This is a genomic window from Bradyrhizobium hipponense, from assembly GCF_008123965.1.
Classification (GTDB): Bacteria; Pseudomonadota; Alphaproteobacteria; order Rhizobiales; family Xanthobacteraceae; genus Bradyrhizobium; species Bradyrhizobium hipponense.
This window is the reverse complement of sequence record NZ_VSTH01000091.1, coordinates 1-15,879: the sequence shown is the minus strand read 5'-3', so window position 1 is coordinate 15,879 and position 15,879 is coordinate 1. Positions and strand designations below refer to the sequence as shown.

The following is a 15,879-nucleotide window of genomic DNA, read 5'->3' as shown; positions in this document are numbered from 1 at the left end:
CGGCCGTGGCGACTTCGGTCAAACGTGAGCGCGCCACTGCGGCAAACTCAGCTCCCGAGTCCCGGATGACAATATTTTTTGCATAATTGCATAATTTGCGTTGTTGGGCGATGAAGCCACCACCGGCGAGATCATTGACGAGAGTCTGATTGATCGGCGTGCGTCGAACTGGAAGTCGGCGATGTCCTTGGCAAGCGGCAGCTTGGCAATGGTGAGCTTGTATTTGATTGACCTGGCTTGCTTCTCGTTGATCTCGGCATTGAGCAGATCGCCGACAATCGCTCGGGTTCGTGCTGGCGTTTGACAGCGGTCGCCATGATCTCATCGAAGGCGGCCTTCATGCCATAGAGCTTGAGTTCGCCGAGGAGATCGAAGATTTGGGTTCGTTCCATCAGTTGGTCCTCCGGAGGTTGTCGTAACGGGCACAATCGCCGATCGGTGCATGACGAAGCGTCAGTGCGGCCGGCGTCATGATGTTGGCCGGTATGCCGCCGGTGCAGGTGCTCTTGAACAGGGCGAACGCCCGGTCGTGGGCGTCCAACACCATCTCATGCGTCTCCCCGGGATAGGCCCGCACGAACAGCATGCTGTGACAGAGCCGGACATGGGCAGCCTTCACCATCACCGTGGTGCCGCTCAGCAGGACGACCTCGTGGCTCCGGTCGAACTGATAGGCTTCGCCTGGGGCAAAACCCAGCGGGGCATAAGCGGCTACGCTCGATTGCCCGCGTTCCTTGCTCCAGCGCCTGGCGTAACGCCGCACCGCATCGTAACCGCCGTCGTACCCGCGGCCGCGCAGCTCCTCGAAGATCCGGATCAACGTCAGCTGTTCACGAACGATTTAGCCACGTTCGCCGCCAGCAGCCGTCGAGCTCTGACGCCCACTGCGCCAGCTTTGGCCGTGGCTGCACCTGCCGCTCGTACTCGAAGGAGGTCTCTCCCGACCTCAGCACCTTCCGAACCGTGTTCCGAGACACCTTCAGGTCACGGGCAATCTCCTTGATCGTGTTGCCCTTGATGAAGTGCTCGCGCCGGATCCGGGCAATTGTCTCCACGATCAGCATCCCCTACCACCTGCTTCGTTCCAAAGCAGGCAGCGCAACAGCTCAATCTGTAGGAGTCAATTTTGGACGCCGATCCCCCCGCTTAGGGGCGTTGGTCGTCAGATCCTCGCGGTTCACCGCGAAGTTCAGCGTCGCCCGGAGCGCGGGGAAATAGACGTTCCGGATCGTCTTGCAATCGCGCGTCCTGGGCTCGGCTGGCTTGTCGGCTGTGACGGACTTGGCCTTCCGCTTCTTCTATAATCCGAAGCATAAGCCGGGCCCGACGTGCGGAACACGTCAGAATGCCGACAGTGCGCCGGCAGCGGATCAATCGGCGGACACGGGAGTCGTGAGGTTCTACCGTTGATTATCGGCCCGGCCATCGCGGCCAGTCGGGCTGAACCGCAAAGCAAAACGCAAGCGAGAAGGCAACCGACACATCTCTCCACCGTCGATAAGCCGTTGATGACATTAAATAAACCAGGAAGACCGATTGATATTGCAGTCTAGGACGGCTACGTCATACTCCAGCTTGCAACAAGAGGACGATTCAACCTTGCAAACGAGCACCTTCGTCAGCCCTCCCCGGCGAACCAGTACGCGTGCTGTCGGGCGACAGTAATCTCCATGCAGGGTTTCGCGCCGATCGTTCTTCCGACCGCAACCACGGTTGTGGCCGCACATCAGGTGACCAATGGGCCGCCTATTGCGGCGATCGCGCGGATACGGCTGTATTCCGCCGAGGAGTGGGAGGCCTTCACCAATGAATGGGCACACTATTTCTTCCAAGGCAAAACGGTCGTGAGGTTCACCGGCGCGGGTGACAAAGGCGTCGACATCGCCGTTTTCGACCCCGGTCAGGATTTCACGGGCGTTTGGGACGGTTATCAGTGCAAGCACTACGACGATCCGCTGCGGCCCTCCGATATCTACGTCGAGCTCGGCAAGGTGCTGTGGTTCTCATTCAGCGGTGAGTATTCCACCCCCCGGAGCCACACTTTCATTGCACCGTGCGGGATCGGCACGAAGCTGAATAGCCTGCTGATGAATCCTGACAAGCTCAGGCAGGAGCTGATCGCCAACTGGGATAAGCACTGTCGCACCGAAATCACGAACGCCCAGGAAATCCCCTTGCAGGGTGCTTTCCTCGACTACGTGAATGCCTTCGACTTTGCGATCTTCAAGGGCAAGCAACCGCTGGCGCTGATCGATGAGCACAGGGCATCACCCTATCACGCGACACGATTTGGCGGCGGTCTTCCAGCACGCCCGGTGACCTCGAGCCCGCCAGCGGCCATTGCCGCAGATGAAACCAAATATGTCGAGCAGCTTTATCTCGCATATGGGGATCACCTCAAGAAACCCGTTGCATCGATCGCTGACCTCGGCAAGCCGGCCCTGCGGGAACATTTTTCGCGACAGCGCGAGGCATTCTATCAGGCGGAAGCGCTCAGGGTATTTGTTCGCGACAAGGTCGAGCCTGGGACGTTTGAACGGCTCCAGGACGAAATCTACGCGGGTGTGGTCGATACCAAGGATGGCGATCATCCGGACGGCTACAAACGCGTTGTCGCGGTCACAAAAGCGGCGCAGGAGATGTCCATTACGGCAAATCCCATTGCACCGATCGCGCAAACGCAGGATCGACACGGCATTTGCCATCAACTCGCTAACGATGACAAACTGAAATGGACGCGATAGAGCCCTCTCGGCGGCAGGTCACGTTCAATGGCCCGCTAGAAGCCGGCATCCGCGCCGTGGCCCTCCTGGGCGCCGCATACCCGAAGGCGTTCGATCTGCAGCGCCTGACGGCGCTCGACTATCTGCTAGTCAGAACCAAAACCATCGAGGGTGGCCCGGAAAGCCTGCATCCGCCGACACCATTGCGCTCGCCGGACGCCGAGGTAAGACGGCGTATCGTCCACCAAGGGCTGGTGCTGATGATGTCGCGCGACCTCGTTGAACAGGAAGCCCGGGAAGCTGGATTGATGTACGTGGCCGGCGAAAACGCGGCAGCGTTTCTCGATGCTCTGCGGTCGCCTTACCTTCTGAAGGTTAAAGACCGGGCACATTGGTTGATCGGGCATTTCAGCGGTTACACTGATGCTGAGTTCAACGCGATCATACGCCGCTACTTCGAGGACTGGATCATTGAATTTCAGGAATTCGAGCGGAGCATCGGCGTCGCATGACCCAATATGCCCGCCTGCAGATCCAACACGTGAGCTTTCTCGGTCCCGACAAGCCGGCGACCACCGTTCACTTTAAGCCTGGGTTCAACGTGCTTTACGGCGCCTCCGACACCGGAAAGTCATTTATCCTCGACACCATTGACTACATGCTCGGTGGCAAAGGCCCGCTGCGGGATTTCCCGGAGCGAGAAGGTTACGACCGTATTCTCCTCAGTATGCAGACAAGCTCGGGCGAATTCTTCACCCTGCAGCGAAGCACGAGCGGCGGTGGTTTTCTGAAAGCCGACGGCTTACACGAAGCGACATTTCCCAAAGATGGTGTGACCGAACTCCGTGAGCAGCATGACGAGCGCAAGGACGATAACCTGTCGCGGTTTCTCCTGGGCAAAATCGGCCTTCTCAACAGGCGCGTGAAGCGCAACAAGCACAACGAAACGAATAGTCTCAGCTTCAGAAACCTCGCACGCCTCGCGATCGTGGACGAAGAGGAAATCATTCAGAAGCGCTCGCCTCTGTCTGATGGCAATCTTGTAGCGGACACGCCGAATACCGCGACCTTTAAGCTGCTTTTGACCGGCGCAGACGACTCCGCTCTCGTCGCTGTCCGAAGCTCACCTCAAGAGCATTCCAGAGCCGGCCAAATCGAGCTTTTGGGTCAACTGATTGCCGCGAATCAGACCAAGATCCGGCAGCTGTCAGGGCCACCGAAACAACTTGAAGAGCAGGATGAGAGGCTGGAAGAGACGTTGCGCAGCCGCATGGAGATCCTGGCAGCACACGAAAGCCTGTATAAAGACGCGGCCTCGCGCCGTCGGGATGCACGCCAGAAGCTGGAACAAGCTAACGAACGCCTTGCGGAGGTTAGCGTCCTTCTCGACCGCTTTGATTTGCTCGGCAAACACTACCAATCCGATGTTGAGCGGTTGGAGGGCATCCGCGAAGGCGGCACACTGTTCTCAGCGTTGTCTGACGGCGTCTGTCCGCTCTGCGGCGCTCACCCCAAACATCAGCATCGTTCTGACGACTGCGAAGGCAACGCCGACCAGGTGGTGATGGCAGCAGAGGCAGAACTCGGCAAAATTGGGGCCTTGCAGCAAGACCTCGCGCAAACGGTGCGTCAGCTGACGACGGAGTCGCGAAGCCTGCAGAACCGAATTCCGAAGCTCGAAGCGGACGTATTTGCGGTCAATGCGCAAATCCAGGAAGAACTGGCACCGAAGCTAAGAGCCGCGCGTACGAGCTACGCTGAGTTGGCCGATAAGCGCGCGGAAGTGCGCGAAGCGCTGGGCCTGTTTCAGAGCCTGAAAGATCTGGAAGATCGTCGTACCAAGTTGGAACTGGAAGAAGCTGAGGAGTCTGGCGGGAACACGCCTGACGCCGGCCTGCCGGCCAGCAGCCTCGACAAGTTTGCGACGATTGTTCAGGATATCCTCAAAACTTGGCACTTCCCCAACGCCGACCGGGTCCACTTTGACCAAAAGGCCCGCGACCTCGTGATAGGGGGCAAGAACCGGACATCGTTTGGCAAAGGCCTCAGGGCGATCACGCAGTCCGCGTTCACGATCGGGCTCCTGCAGTATTGTATGGAGCAAGAGACGCCCCACACTGGCTTTGCTTTGTTGGATTCCCCGCTGCTGTCGTACAAAGAGCCTGACGGCGAAGATGATGATATGCGCCACACCGACCTTAAGGCGCAGTTTTACGAGTACCTGAAAAAGATCGGCGTCGACCGCCAGGTCATCATCATCGAGAACACTGATCCGCCAGACGACGTGCGGATACTGCCCAACGCACAAAAATTTACTGGCAATCCCGATGAAGGAGACCGTGCCGGCCTATTTCCGATCGCCAAAGCGGCGGCGTCGACCTAACATCAACGTATATGCACGTCGTGACCATGTGCCTTTGTGGCGAGCCGTTGTAGCACAGCTGCACCGTATCGCGCCAACCGGGAGGCCTTTCATTATTAGTCAGCGCTAGTGATCACCCTTATCGTTCGACGGTCGAGGTGGAACGTGCCGAACCTTCTGGCCAGGTCGTATCGATGAGAGTGAGCAGATGAACACCCAGGCTGAGAATCCACTGGAGACCGTATTGAACGAGGTGATCGCCTTCGTCTTCAAAGAGATTCACCTGCTCGCCAGGTACGAGGCGGTCTTGCAGCAAGAACTAGGGAGCCTAATACCAGCTGGTGGCGGCGACGCCTTTGAGAAGCGCATGAACCGGGTCATTGAGCATCTGGGAGGGCACCCGAGTTCTATCTCTTGCGCACAGACTAGGAGCCGCCGCCCGCGGACAACTATCCGGAGGCGATCATGCGAGAAGCCTTCGCGGTGTTTTACCGGGCTCGAACATCGGTATTGCCAGCACATTTATTCATGACCGGCTCGTCGGTCCTCGCGGAAAGCCCGACCTAATCAACGCGCCCGAAGATGTAACGGCCGCATTCGTGAAGGAGTCGCAGAAGGCCTGTTGGGAACATGCCGAAGCGGCCTACATACGGCTCTATTCGTTCTGGGACCGAGTTGGGCAGGAGCTGGATTTCAGCTTCTTCAACATCCGGAAGTTCGCCCGGAACGGCTTTACGGCTGTGATGGACCGCATTCACTCAAATGCGGTCCCGATGGACAGCCGAGTTGCGCGCCCGCGAAGCCGTGTTTGTGCGTCGGCACGGGGTCTTAACCATGATCGACGCGGGTCCCATCATTCCAACTCATTGGAATCAATGAGTTGAAGCGGTCCCGACAACGCCGATGGGGTCAATTTTCGATAAGCATTCACAGCTGATAAGGTCCGAGTGCCCCAGCGGCCTGCGAATCACAGGAATGAGAAGGGAGCCCGTGAACGGAAAATCGGCTGGCGTAACGGAAACGGAACGGATGCTTGCTGATTTCTGCGAGAGGTCTTTCCTCAAGCTGTGGAGCTATCCCAACCCCTTCAAGGACGACGGGCACGAGTTATGTGACCTGCTTGCCGTCTTCGATAACCACGTCTTCATCTTCTTCGACCGCGAGAACGAACTACCGGAAGGGCCCGACAAGGACCCGAAGGTCGTGTGGGACCGATGGAAGCGCAACGTCATCGACCGCCAGGTGAAAACTGCACACGGAGCGGAGCGCTACATCCGCAGCGGTAGGCCGATCTTTATGGATGCCAAGAGGACGGCACCCTTCCCACTCCACATAGATGCGCGAAAGGCGGTCATTCACAAGATCATTGTTGCGCACGGGGCCAAAGAGGCATGCGAACGCGCGTCGCCAGACAACGTCTATGGCAGTCTCGCCATCGCCTACACGGAAACCGATGGCGGCCCATCCCAGCCATTCCATATCGAAATCGACAGGCGCAAACCGGTCCACATCCTGGACAGCCACAACATGCCTATCGTGCTGGGTGAGCTTGATACGGTCAGTGACCTTTCGACGTATCTCGACGAAAAGGTGCGGGCCGCTTCAGCTTTCGACCATCTGACCTATTGCGGAGAGGAAGACCTCCTCGGCCACTACCTCCTGAACTACGACGAGGTCAAAAAACGCCATGTTATCGGGCCGAAGAATGAAAATGAGGCCGTCAACGGCATCATGATCGGCGAAGGCGAATGGCACGACTTCATTCAAACTGATCTCTACAAGAACACGAAGACGGTGGATCGCGTCTCTTACTTCTGGGACGAGCTGATTCAGCGCACGTGCCAGAACAGCCTGGACGGGACGCTCGGCGGGAACTCCAACATTTTTCGCGGCGAGAGCGCCATCTATGAGATGGTGAAAGAGCCGCGCTTCATGCGCCGCGGCCTTGCTGAAAAGATGCTGACGGCAGCTCAGCGCTTCCCTGACACCGGCCAGTTCGCCCGGCAGGTCACCTTCCTGCCGTCATACCAGCCAAATGTCGCTTACGTCTTACTGCAACTGCGCGCCCCTGATGCGTACCGCGCTGAGCCAGATTACCGCGAGAAGCGGACGGGCCTGCTTGAGATCGCATGTGGAGCGGCCAAGAACAAATTCCCCAATCTCGTAAAGGTGGTCGGCATCGGCATCGACGCGCCAAAGTTCTCGGGCGGCAAGAATGCGGAGGATTTCATCCTCATGCCCTGTGAGACCTGGACCGAAGAGATGAGGAGCTACTACGAGGAACAGAACAAGCATTGGAATTTTTTCGGGACTCCAAACCTGCGCCAGCACAATGACCGGGTGAACCAGTTCGTACCGCCTCCGCGCCCCAGCAAACCAGCAAGGTCAGGCAAGATCGACCGCAATGACCGATGCCCGTGCGGTAGCGGGCTGAAGTACAAGAGATGCTGCCTAGAGCGATAGAAACGCAACTGTGGACAGCGCCGTCGCTGAGGCTGGTAAACCGAAACTCAAGTCGCGCCGCGCTTGATGAGTTTCAGGCTAGAAGCCACGTAGTTGATGAGTGAAATCGCTTTCAGGCTGTTGATTTTCGTGCCGTAGTCGACTGATTCACCGTGCAAAACCATGTGTCGGTTTAGTGCGATCCAACCATCTGCGCGTTCTGACTCGGAGGCATTGATGGGAAGCTTCTCACCGAGTGGGCTCAACACCACACTCAGGAATGTGTCGCTGGCCACTTCATCGGCATAGACCGCTATACCAGGCTTGCCTTTGTACCGCTTGTCCCTCTCCCTGCCCCTTGGCCCCGTGAACAGATATTGGCCTGCTTCATCTCTGCAGATTCCGTCAGTCTGTGCAAGGAGCACCGGGATCGAGAGGTCAAACTGACCCGCCTTGTGTGCTGCGAATGCAGAGGTAAGCACCTTCGCACGCCTCGGATGCGCTTCTACCAAGAATCGCTCGATCTGATCCACCCGAGCCTCGAAGTACGTTACAAGCGCATTCTCTGCATGCTCAATGTCTCCCTTCTTGAGCGCCCTGCCCAGATCCAAGGGGGCGGCAAGGCTCATGTCCAAGTCCATGTACCAGCCGTTCTCTCCGAGGAGTAAAAGCGCCTTCCTGTAAGCGGGAGGAGCCTTTTCCGCCACCTCCTTCAACTGTGCGAGAAACGGCGCGATGTGGCGAGAGAAGGCGTTCATCTGCTCCCGCAGTTCGAACGCCCTAGGCATTAGTGCCTCAGCAAAGACCCTGTAGCCTTCGCTAAACTGTTTAACCAAACTAACCCATTCCGACTGCATTTTTTGCAGCGTCTCACGGTGTTCGCTACTCAGCACCAAGCTCGCCGGGATCGACTGTTGTGCGCTTGTGTTTTCGTTTTCGTCTTCTGGCTTACTGCTTTCGCTCATCCTTGCCCCATATGTGAGTAATACGGTGTGTCTGCAACGGTCAGGCGCGCCGACGTTTGCAACATGCTCTCCGCACGCCGCAAACTCCAAAAACATTGCGTCCGTGGCTTGGCCGAGCTCGATGGACGTCAAGTTGCGATTCAGGAGTCGCTGACGCACTATGGCGTAGTTTTGGCGGGGATCAAAAAGTATGACAAACATTGTGAAATGGGCCACGATCAAGGAGCATTTCTCTCAAGGGCTGGTCATCGGCAATGGGGCCAGCATCGCGTTGAGCGACAGCTTTAAATACCCCTCCCTCTACCAGGCCGCCCAAGACGCCAAATTCCTCGCTGAGGGTACGCAAGGGGTCTTTTCCTCCTTCAAGTCCCAGGATTTCGAGCTAGTGCTCAGGCGGCTCTGGCAAGCCACCCTCGTGAATCAGGCCTTAAAGATCGACAATGAGCGCGTCCAGTCGGCCTATGTCGAGGTGCGCAAGTCACTCATCTCAACAGTTCACGCAATCCATCCGGCCTACGACCAGGTCAAGCAGCATTTCTCTGCAATGGGGACCTTCTTAAAAGGGTTCCATACGGTCGCGTCGGTGAATTACGATTTGACGCTCTATTGGGCTGCTATGTGGAGCAACGAGAATGGGCTCGGCTCGTGGTTCAAGGACGCATTCGACAGAGCGACCTTTCGGGACGACTGGCAAACGCTCAAGGAGCCCTACAAGGCCGATGGTGCAACGCTCTACTTCTATCCGCATGGCAATTTGTGTCTCGGGACCCAGGCCGAAGGTAGCGAGATAAAAATCGCAGCCGGCGGCGAGAATCTGCTCCAGACGATTACCGAGCAGTGGGAGCAAGGGGTTGTGACGCCGTTGTTTGTAAGCGAGGGGACAACCGAACAAAAGCTGACCGCGATCCGCCGATCGAACTACTTATCGCGCGTCCATATCGAGGTACTCGGCTCGCTCGGCGATGCCGTCGCCTTTTACGGGCTAGGGTTCTGGTCCCAGGATGAGCATCTAATCCAGCGCGCCACGAAGAACGCGAAGAGCGTAGCAGTGAGCGTTCACAAGGCCGATCAGTCGTTCATAGAGAGAGCATCAAAAGCGCTTGAGAGCGCAGGCGTGAAGAAAATCACATTCTTTGACGCCGAAAGCCCCGGCGCCTGGATTCATGCCTAGCGAAGCGTGCCGCGCAGAATCCAGGATTTGAATGTGAGTGCTAGTCGAATAATGACTCCCATCGGCGCCGTCGAGACCCCTTCAAGCCATTGACTTCGCTCAATGGGATATTGGGACCCCAACGCCGATCATGGTCTGAGAGCGGCTCACCGCTAGGGCGATTCCTGCGCCAGCCAGCCAACGATTCCAGACGTCTTGTGCGCAACAGGTGCAGGTGCTGCAGGCGGACTGGGACGGAACGTTCTCCGAGACGAGCTTCGGCTTCCGGCCGGGGCGTAGCGCACGAAGCGGTGTCCGCGCTTTTCCAGTTCCTTGTCCAGCACATCGCGGCTCGGGCCACAACCGTTGGATTCCCTGCTCCACCCTTGCCGACCTCTTTTTCGATCAGCACCGCCTCTTGGATCGAGGCGACATCGCGAAGCGCATCGGGCGAGAAATCCGGCCGCGGAGGGGGATTGGCGATTTTAGCCGCCGCCGCCTCCAGGAAGGCGAGCATGCTCGCCAGGAATTCCTCAGGGCTGTTGCCCTTCGGAAACGCGACGTCGCTGCACGGGATCTCTCCCCCGATGTGAGTAGCACTCACCCCGCCTCTCCACCGGCTGAAACCGGTCACGAGCCACTCGTTTACACTGATAAACAAACTCTCAAAAGCTTATCAGTTCTCGCTGGGGGCGGTGTTGGCAAGGTCAAGGACCGGGATCTTAGAAATTTCCCTAAAGAGCGCCTCCACGGGAAATTCTCCGTACGAGTCAGCGACTGATTTCGACCCGTGGCCTGTAATCGCGTTCAGAATGTCTTGCGCAAGCCCATGCCTCCGTCCAAGCGTCTTGATGCGATGCCGCCAGGAGTGACTCGGCGATAGCCTTGGGTCTTTTAGACCAAGTTGACGCACAAAACGTCCGATCATCTTGGTGCCGTTCCCACCACGCTTGCCGAATTTGTCCGGAGAAAGCTCTGCAAACAGAGCTCCAGATTTGACCTGAGCGACGTAGTCAAGAAATCCACTTTCAATCAGCGCAGGGTGGACAGGCACAACTCGTTCCGATCCAGAGGTCTTGAGCGAACCGGCTTCCGGCGCAAATTTCATGCACCAGATATCCTCAACCTTCAGGATGTCCTCGCGGCGCAACTGGCAAATCTCAGATAGTCGAGCTCCAGTGTAGGCACCAATCCAAGGAACCCACCTCTTCACGGAGTCCTTTTCCAGGAGCGCGGCTCGCAGGATAATCTTCGCTTCCTCGTCCGTGAAGCTTCGTTTGCGCTCTCCCTGTTTGGCTTTGACGTCCAGAGAAATACCTTCGGCGGCATTCGATCCAAGGAGCTTATTCTGAACACCCCATTGCAGGACTGCTCGCACAGGGGACAACTTTGAACCTTGGATGGTCTTGGCCCTCAGTCCAGCGGAGACCATCACTCCCTTCCAATCGACGAGGTTCTCGGGGCTTAGGCGATGAGCGTCGGTGTGCCCTAGATGTCTCTCCAATTCTCGAAAGACGCGCGACCATTCGTAGACGGTCTTTGCAACAGGCCGGCGCTCGGCCGCCCAGCCATTTAGAAGATTCTGAAAGGTGACCGCCCGCTGCGGCACACCGGCCTTGGCGGAGCGGGGCGCTACGGCAGTATGCGAGAAAGGAAACTCCTGAATGCTCTCTCCTTTCGCCAACCTCGCCAGAGTCACACTCGCACGCTGTACGGCTACACCGAGCGCACGGGCCATGGTTCGTCGGTTCTGATCGTCGACAAAGATCCCGTTGGCGGTGAGATAATCATTGGCTGCGTCCAAGCAGGCCTGCTCCATCCTGAGTATCTTGCTTTCTGGCGTCTCAAGAACGGAAAAGTCCGATAGCCGCTCAGCCTGAACGGTGATCTCTATCAAGGTTTTGGGCACACTAAATAGCCGGCCTCCAAGCTCGACGTCCCAGCTAGTTTGCTGGCTGGGATTATCCCTGTACTGCTCAAGCCATCGGTCGTGGGCGACAATAGCCAGTTGATGCGCGTCACGCTCCGTAAGAGCTTTCGGGCCAGCCCGCAGATTGGCCCAGCGAGCTTCGAGCTCCGCAAGCGCCTTCGCGTGCCGCACCTTGGCCTCTGCGGGATCGCGGGTTTGGAGGCTTACCTTCTCCTCGCGCTTGCCCACGAGTTTGCGCAACTCGTCCGGGACCGCTTTTCGGAGTTGGTAGATTCCTGTTTTTGGATGCTTCCAAGGACGCGACATGGCTAACGGCATTGTACCACCCTTCTGTACCACTGAGGAGCGGGTAAGCCGTTGAGTTTGCTGAATAGCTTTGGATATCAGGCTCTTAGAAGAGCCATGGTGCCCAGGGGCGGAATCGAACCACCGACACTGCGATTTTCAGTCGCATGCTCTACCAACTGAGCTACCTGGGCGTGCTCGAAAAGAGGGGCCAAAGAGAAGGTCAAGGCCCATCGAGCGGGCGGTTTATAGTGGGCTGAGGGCGGCCTGTCCACCCGGCTTCGCCAAGAGGCCTCGCCGGGGAGGGCCCGGCTGTGTACAAGGTGGGCCGGCCTCGCCGCGGCCGGCGCGCGGCGCGTTGGTCACTCCAGTAAAATACTGATGTTGCTTATTTATTCGACGTCGTCGACGTTGTCATCCTTGCCGGGGATGACGTAGGAGCCTTTCAGCCAGCGGTTCAGGTCGACGTCGCGGCAGCGGGACGAGCAGAACGGGCGGGTAGCCTCGGACTGCGGCTTGCCGCAGATCGGGCAGGTTTTGAGCGGGCTTGCGGGCTTCTTGGCTTGGTTGTCCATGATGGCGGCGGCTTATACGAGGTGAACAAGGTCAAGAGTCTGTCGGCAAAGGGGTTCCTGAGGCAGCGGCGGCTGCATCTGCCGCCAGCGCGCGGGGGTCGATTCTACTGTGCATGGGGTTGTTTTCGATTTTTATATCGGCGTGCGGCCAGCGGCCATCATATGCCGACGGCGTTGAGCCAGCCGAAGCGGATCGGGAAGCCCTCGCCGCCGAGCAGTGCGGTGGTCTCGTAGAGCGGCAGGCCGACGACGTTGGTGTAAGAGCCGACCATCTTGACCACGAAGGAGCCGGCGATGCCCTGCACGGCGTAGCCGCCGGCTTTGCCGCGCCATTCACCGGAGCCGATATAGGCCTGGATGTCGTCTTCCGACAGGCGCTTGAAACGGACGCGGGTCTCCACCAGACGCTGGCGGAAGGCCTCGCGCGGGGTGACCAGGCAGATCGCGGTGTAGACGCGGTGGTTGCGGCCCGACAAAAGCCGCAGGCACTGCGCGGCCTCGTCGACGAGATTGGCCTTGGGCAGGATGCGGCGGCCGACAGCCACCACAGTGTCGGCGGAGAGGATGAAGGCGCCGCGCAGCTCGTCGTCGAGCTGGACAGATTTGAGCGCCGCATCGGCCTTGGCACGGGCGAGCCGATTGGCGCAGGCGCGCGGCAGCTCGCCCCGCTTCGGCGTCTCGTCGACGTCGGCGGGCCGGAGCGCATCCGGCTCGATGCCGGCCTGGTTGAGCAGCGACAGGCGCCGCGGCGAACCGGAGGCAAGAACGAATTTGGGGCGGCCGAGCATCAGCTGATTTTGGGGATGAAGCAGGGGTTGAATTGCGCGCGGAACCTATCGGAAGGGGGCTGATTTCACAACCCGGGAACCCGGACTTTACCGATTCGGCACGCCCAGCACGCGTGTGCCTGCGGTCTGTGACGCTGGTGTTACGGCGGCGCACGCTACTCGCTCGCCGCCCCCACCTTGGCAAAGCGCTTGCGGATGCGCAGCAGGAGCTGATCGCAGACCTCGCGGTAGGCGGCGAGCTTCTGGTCGCGGCTGCCTTCGATGGTGGTGGGATCATGCGTCGGCCAGTATTCGACGTCGGCTGCAAGCGTGCGGGTCAATTCCAGCGCCTTGTGGTGCGCCTCCGGCGACAGCGTGATGATCAGGTCGAAATTGAGCCCCTCCCAGTCCTCCAGCTCCTCGAAGGTCTGCGGCCTGTGGGTGGAGATGTCCTGGCCGAGCTCGGCCATCACGGTGACGGCGAAGGGATCGAGCTCGCCGCGTCTGGCACCGGCCGACTTCACGTAGAGCCCTTGCGGAAACATGTGCCGCAGCAGGCTCTCGGCCATCGGCGAGCGCACGCTGTTCATCGCGCAGGCGAACAGCACCGATTGCGGATCGCGTGCGCGTGGGGGCGCAGCCATCCGCGTTTAACCTTTCCAATGAAGAACAGTAATGAGCGTGAACAGCCGGCGCGAGGTCTCGAAATCGACCCGCACCTTGCCTTTCAGTCGCTCCTGCAGCGTGCGCGATCCCTCGTCATGGATGCCGCGGCGGCCCATGTCGATGGCCTCGATCTTGTCCGGCGTCGCCGTGCGGATCGCCTGGTAGTAGCTGTCGCAAATCATGAAATAGTCCTTCACGATCCGCCGGAACGGCGTCAGCGACAACAGATGCGCGACCACGGGCGTGCCGTCCTCGCGGCGGATGTCGAACATCAGGCGGCTGCCGGTGATGCCGATGTGCAGCGTGAACGGGCCCGTGCCGTCGGCGCCCTCCGGCGCGAACAGGTTCTGCTCGATCAGATCGTAGATCGCGATCGCGCGCTCATGCTCGATGTCGGGACCGGAACGGCCGATCGAGTCCTCGTCGAGCGTGACCGCGACGATGCGATTGGTCGAGTCGTCGTGGTCGGGCGGCTTTGTCATGACAGGTTGAGACGCAATCCAATCGAGCGCGAATGGGCGTCCAGCCCCTCCGCCTTGCCGAGCGTCATCGCGGCCGGGCCCAGCGCACGCAGCTGATCCGGGCCGCATTTCAGGATCGAGGTGCGCTTGATGAAGTCGGCTACCCCGAGCCCCGAGGAGAACCGCGCCGAGCGCGCCGTCGGCAGCACGTGGTTGGAGCCGCCGACATAGTCGCCGATCGCCTCCGGCGTATGCGCGCCGAGGAAGACCGCGCCGGCGTTGCGGATTCTTGCGGCGAGCGCATCGGGATCCGCCGTCATGATTTCGAGATGCTCGGCGGCGATGGCGTCCGCCAGCGGAATGGCGTCGTTGAGGTTTTTCACCATGATGATGGCGCCGAAATCCGCCCATGAGCGGCCCGCGATCACGGCGCGCGGCAGCGTCTTCAGCTGAGCTTCGACGGCCTTTTCGACGTCGGCGGCAAGGCGCGCGGAATCAGTGATCAGGATCGATTGTGCGCTGGCGTCATGCTCGGCCTGCGCCAACAGGTCGGCGGCGATCCAGTCGGCATTGCCGGTGTCGTCGGCAATCACCAGCACTTCGGAAGGCCCGGCGATCATGTCGATGCCGACCTTGCCGAACACCAGCCGCTTTGCGGCAGCGACATAGGCATTGCCGGGGCCGACGATCTTTGCCACCGGCGCGATCGTCGCGGTGCCGTGGGCAAGCGCAGCCACCGCCTGCGCGCCGCCGACGCGATAGATCTCGGTGACGCCGCCGAGCTTTGCCGCCGCCAGCACCAGCGGATTGAGCTTGCCGTCGGGCGACGGCACCACCATCACGAGGCGCGCGACGCCGGCGACCTTTGCCGGCACCGCATTCATCAGCACCGAGGACGGATAGGCCGCGGTGCCACCGGGCACGTAAAGGCCGGCGGATTCGATCGCCGTGTAGCGCCAGCCGAGCTCGACGCCGAGCGGATCGGTGAAACGCTCGTCCTTCGGCAATTGCCGGGCGTGGTAGGTCTCGATGCGGTCGCGCGCGAGCTTGAGCGCATCCAGCGTCGCGGCATCACAAGCCTTCACCGCGGCCTCGATCTCGTCGGCCGTGATCCGCAGCGAGTCCGCATCCAGCGTCAGCCGGTCGAATTTTTGCGTCGCCTCAAGCAGGGCGGCATCGCCGCGCCTGGCCACATCATCGACGATGGCACGCGCGGCGGCTTCGACGTCAGCCGAAGTCTCGCGCTTGGCGGCGAGGAAAGCCGCGAATCGCTGGTCAAAATCGGCGCTGCTGCGGTCGAGACGAATGGGCATTTGGGCTTGGCTTCTGGCTGGTCTTTTGAGGGCGGATCGGCGTCACAAGACCCCCCTGCTCAATGGCGCGGCGGCCTCCCGCCGTCAACCCTTGGGAGGTGTCGTCGTTTTCCGTCGTCCTGGCGAAAGCCAGGACCCATTGCCACCGGCGGGCGTTAGGGGCGGGAATCAGGCCACACCCTGCTTTAACAACCAAGCCCTAGGGGTATGGGTCCTGGCGTTCGCCCATTGGCGCTAAAA

General features: G+C 59.6%; 13 protein-coding genes, 1 tRNA gene and 2 pseudogenes. 5 read left to right on the top strand and 11 right to left on the bottom strand.

Going from position 1 to position 15,879, the window contains the following annotated elements:
* Positions 1-91 precede the first annotated feature (91 nt).
* Together FXV83_RS25770 and FXV83_RS25765 are read right to left on the bottom strand one after the other, a co-directional pair.
* A pseudogene (locus FXV83_RS25770) lies at positions 92-392 on the bottom strand (ATP-binding protein); the annotation flags it as partial.
* Between the two features lie 74 nt (positions 393-466).
* Positions 467-1,064 (bottom strand): annotated as a pseudogene (locus FXV83_RS25765) (IS21 family transposase); the annotation flags it as partial.
* 606 nt (positions 1,065-1,670) lie between these two features.
* On the opposite strand from FXV83_RS25765, the gene FXV83_RS25760 reads away from it, so the two are divergent.
* The 4 genes from FXV83_RS25760 to FXV83_RS25745 all read left to right on the top strand — a co-directional run bounded on the left by FXV83_RS25760 (position 1,671) and on the right by FXV83_RS25745 (position 7,548).
* A complete protein-coding gene (locus tag FXV83_RS25760) occupies positions 1,671-2,744 on the top strand; it encodes an ABC-three component system protein (RefSeq protein WP_148742422.1) in 1,074 nt (357 codons plus the stop codon).
* Entirely contained in the window at positions 2,732-3,235 is a 504-nt protein-coding gene (locus FXV83_RS25755; protein ID WP_148742421.1) for an ABC-three component system middle component 2, read from the top strand. Before FXV83_RS25760 ends, FXV83_RS25755 begins: the two co-directional genes overlap by 13 nt.
* The gene (locus FXV83_RS25750) at positions 3,232-5,106 is read left to right on the top strand and encodes an AAA family ATPase (RefSeq protein WP_148742420.1); all 1,875 of its coding nucleotides are present in this window, start codon (positions 3,232-3,234) and stop codon (positions 5,104-5,106) included. The genes FXV83_RS25755 and FXV83_RS25750 overlap by 4 nt, the downstream gene beginning before the upstream one ends.
* A gap of 969 nt (positions 5,107-6,075) precedes the next feature.
* Positions 6,076-7,548: a YecA family protein gene (locus tag FXV83_RS25745; protein WP_210250756.1), complete on the top strand. Its 1,473-nt coding sequence runs from the start codon at positions 6,076-6,078 to the stop codon at positions 7,546-7,548.
* A 47-nt stretch (positions 7,549-7,595) separates the two neighbouring features.
* On the opposite strand, the gene FXV83_RS25740 is transcribed toward FXV83_RS25745, so the two are convergent.
* Complete coding sequence (locus FXV83_RS25740) at positions 7,596-8,624, bottom strand: hypothetical protein (protein ID WP_148742418.1); 1,029 nt, start codon at positions 8,622-8,624, stop codon at positions 7,596-7,598.
* A gap of 58 nt (positions 8,625-8,682) precedes the next feature.
* Between FXV83_RS25740 and FXV83_RS25735 the strand changes: the two genes are divergently transcribed.
* Positions 8,683-9,663 carry a DUF4917 family protein gene (locus FXV83_RS25735; protein ID WP_148742417.1) on the top strand — a complete coding sequence of 327 codons (981 nt, stop codon included), beginning with the start codon at positions 8,683-8,685 and terminating at the stop codon, positions 9,661-9,663.
* A gap of 40 nt (positions 9,664-9,703) precedes the next feature.
* On the opposite strand, the gene FXV83_RS25730 is transcribed toward FXV83_RS25735, so the two are convergent.
* The 8 genes from FXV83_RS25730 to hisD all read right to left on the bottom strand — a co-directional run bounded on the left by FXV83_RS25730 (position 9,704) and on the right by hisD (position 15,639).
* Entirely contained in the window at positions 9,704-10,246 is a 543-nt protein-coding gene (locus FXV83_RS25730) for a hypothetical protein (protein WP_148742416.1), read from the bottom strand.
* A gap of 72 nt (positions 10,247-10,318) precedes the next feature.
* A complete protein-coding gene (locus FXV83_RS25725; RefSeq protein WP_148742415.1) occupies positions 10,319-11,890 on the bottom strand; it encodes a site-specific integrase in 1,572 nt (523 codons plus the stop codon).
* A gap of 85 nt (positions 11,891-11,975) precedes the next feature.
* Positions 11,976-12,051: transfer RNA gene (locus tag FXV83_RS25720), tRNA-Phe, on the bottom strand.
* 198 nt (positions 12,052-12,249) lie between these two features.
* Positions 12,250-12,432: a DNA gyrase inhibitor YacG gene (gene yacG / locus FXV83_RS25715; protein WP_148742414.1), complete on the bottom strand. Its 183-nt coding sequence runs from the start codon at positions 12,430-12,432 to the stop codon at positions 12,250-12,252.
* Positions 12,433-12,590: 158 nt separating this feature from the next.
* Positions 12,591-13,220 carry a Maf-like protein gene (locus FXV83_RS25710; protein ID WP_148742413.1) on the bottom strand — a complete coding sequence of 210 codons (630 nt, stop codon included), beginning with the start codon at positions 13,218-13,220 and terminating at the stop codon, positions 12,591-12,593.
* 155 nt (positions 13,221-13,375) lie between these two features.
* A complete protein-coding gene (locus FXV83_RS25705; RefSeq protein WP_148742412.1) occupies positions 13,376-13,843 on the bottom strand; it encodes an arsenate-mycothiol transferase ArsC in 468 nt (155 codons plus the stop codon).
* A gap of 6 nt (positions 13,844-13,849) precedes the next feature.
* Positions 13,850-14,347, bottom strand: coding sequence for a UPF0262 family protein (locus tag FXV83_RS25700; RefSeq protein WP_148742411.1), 498 nt, complete (start codon positions 14,345-14,347; stop codon positions 13,850-13,852).
* Entirely contained in the window at positions 14,344-15,639 is a 1,296-nt protein-coding gene (gene hisD / locus FXV83_RS25695) for a histidinol dehydrogenase (protein ID WP_148742410.1), read from the bottom strand. Before hisD ends, FXV83_RS25700 begins: the two co-directional genes overlap by 4 nt.
* Positions 15,640-15,879: the final 240 nt, after the last annotated feature.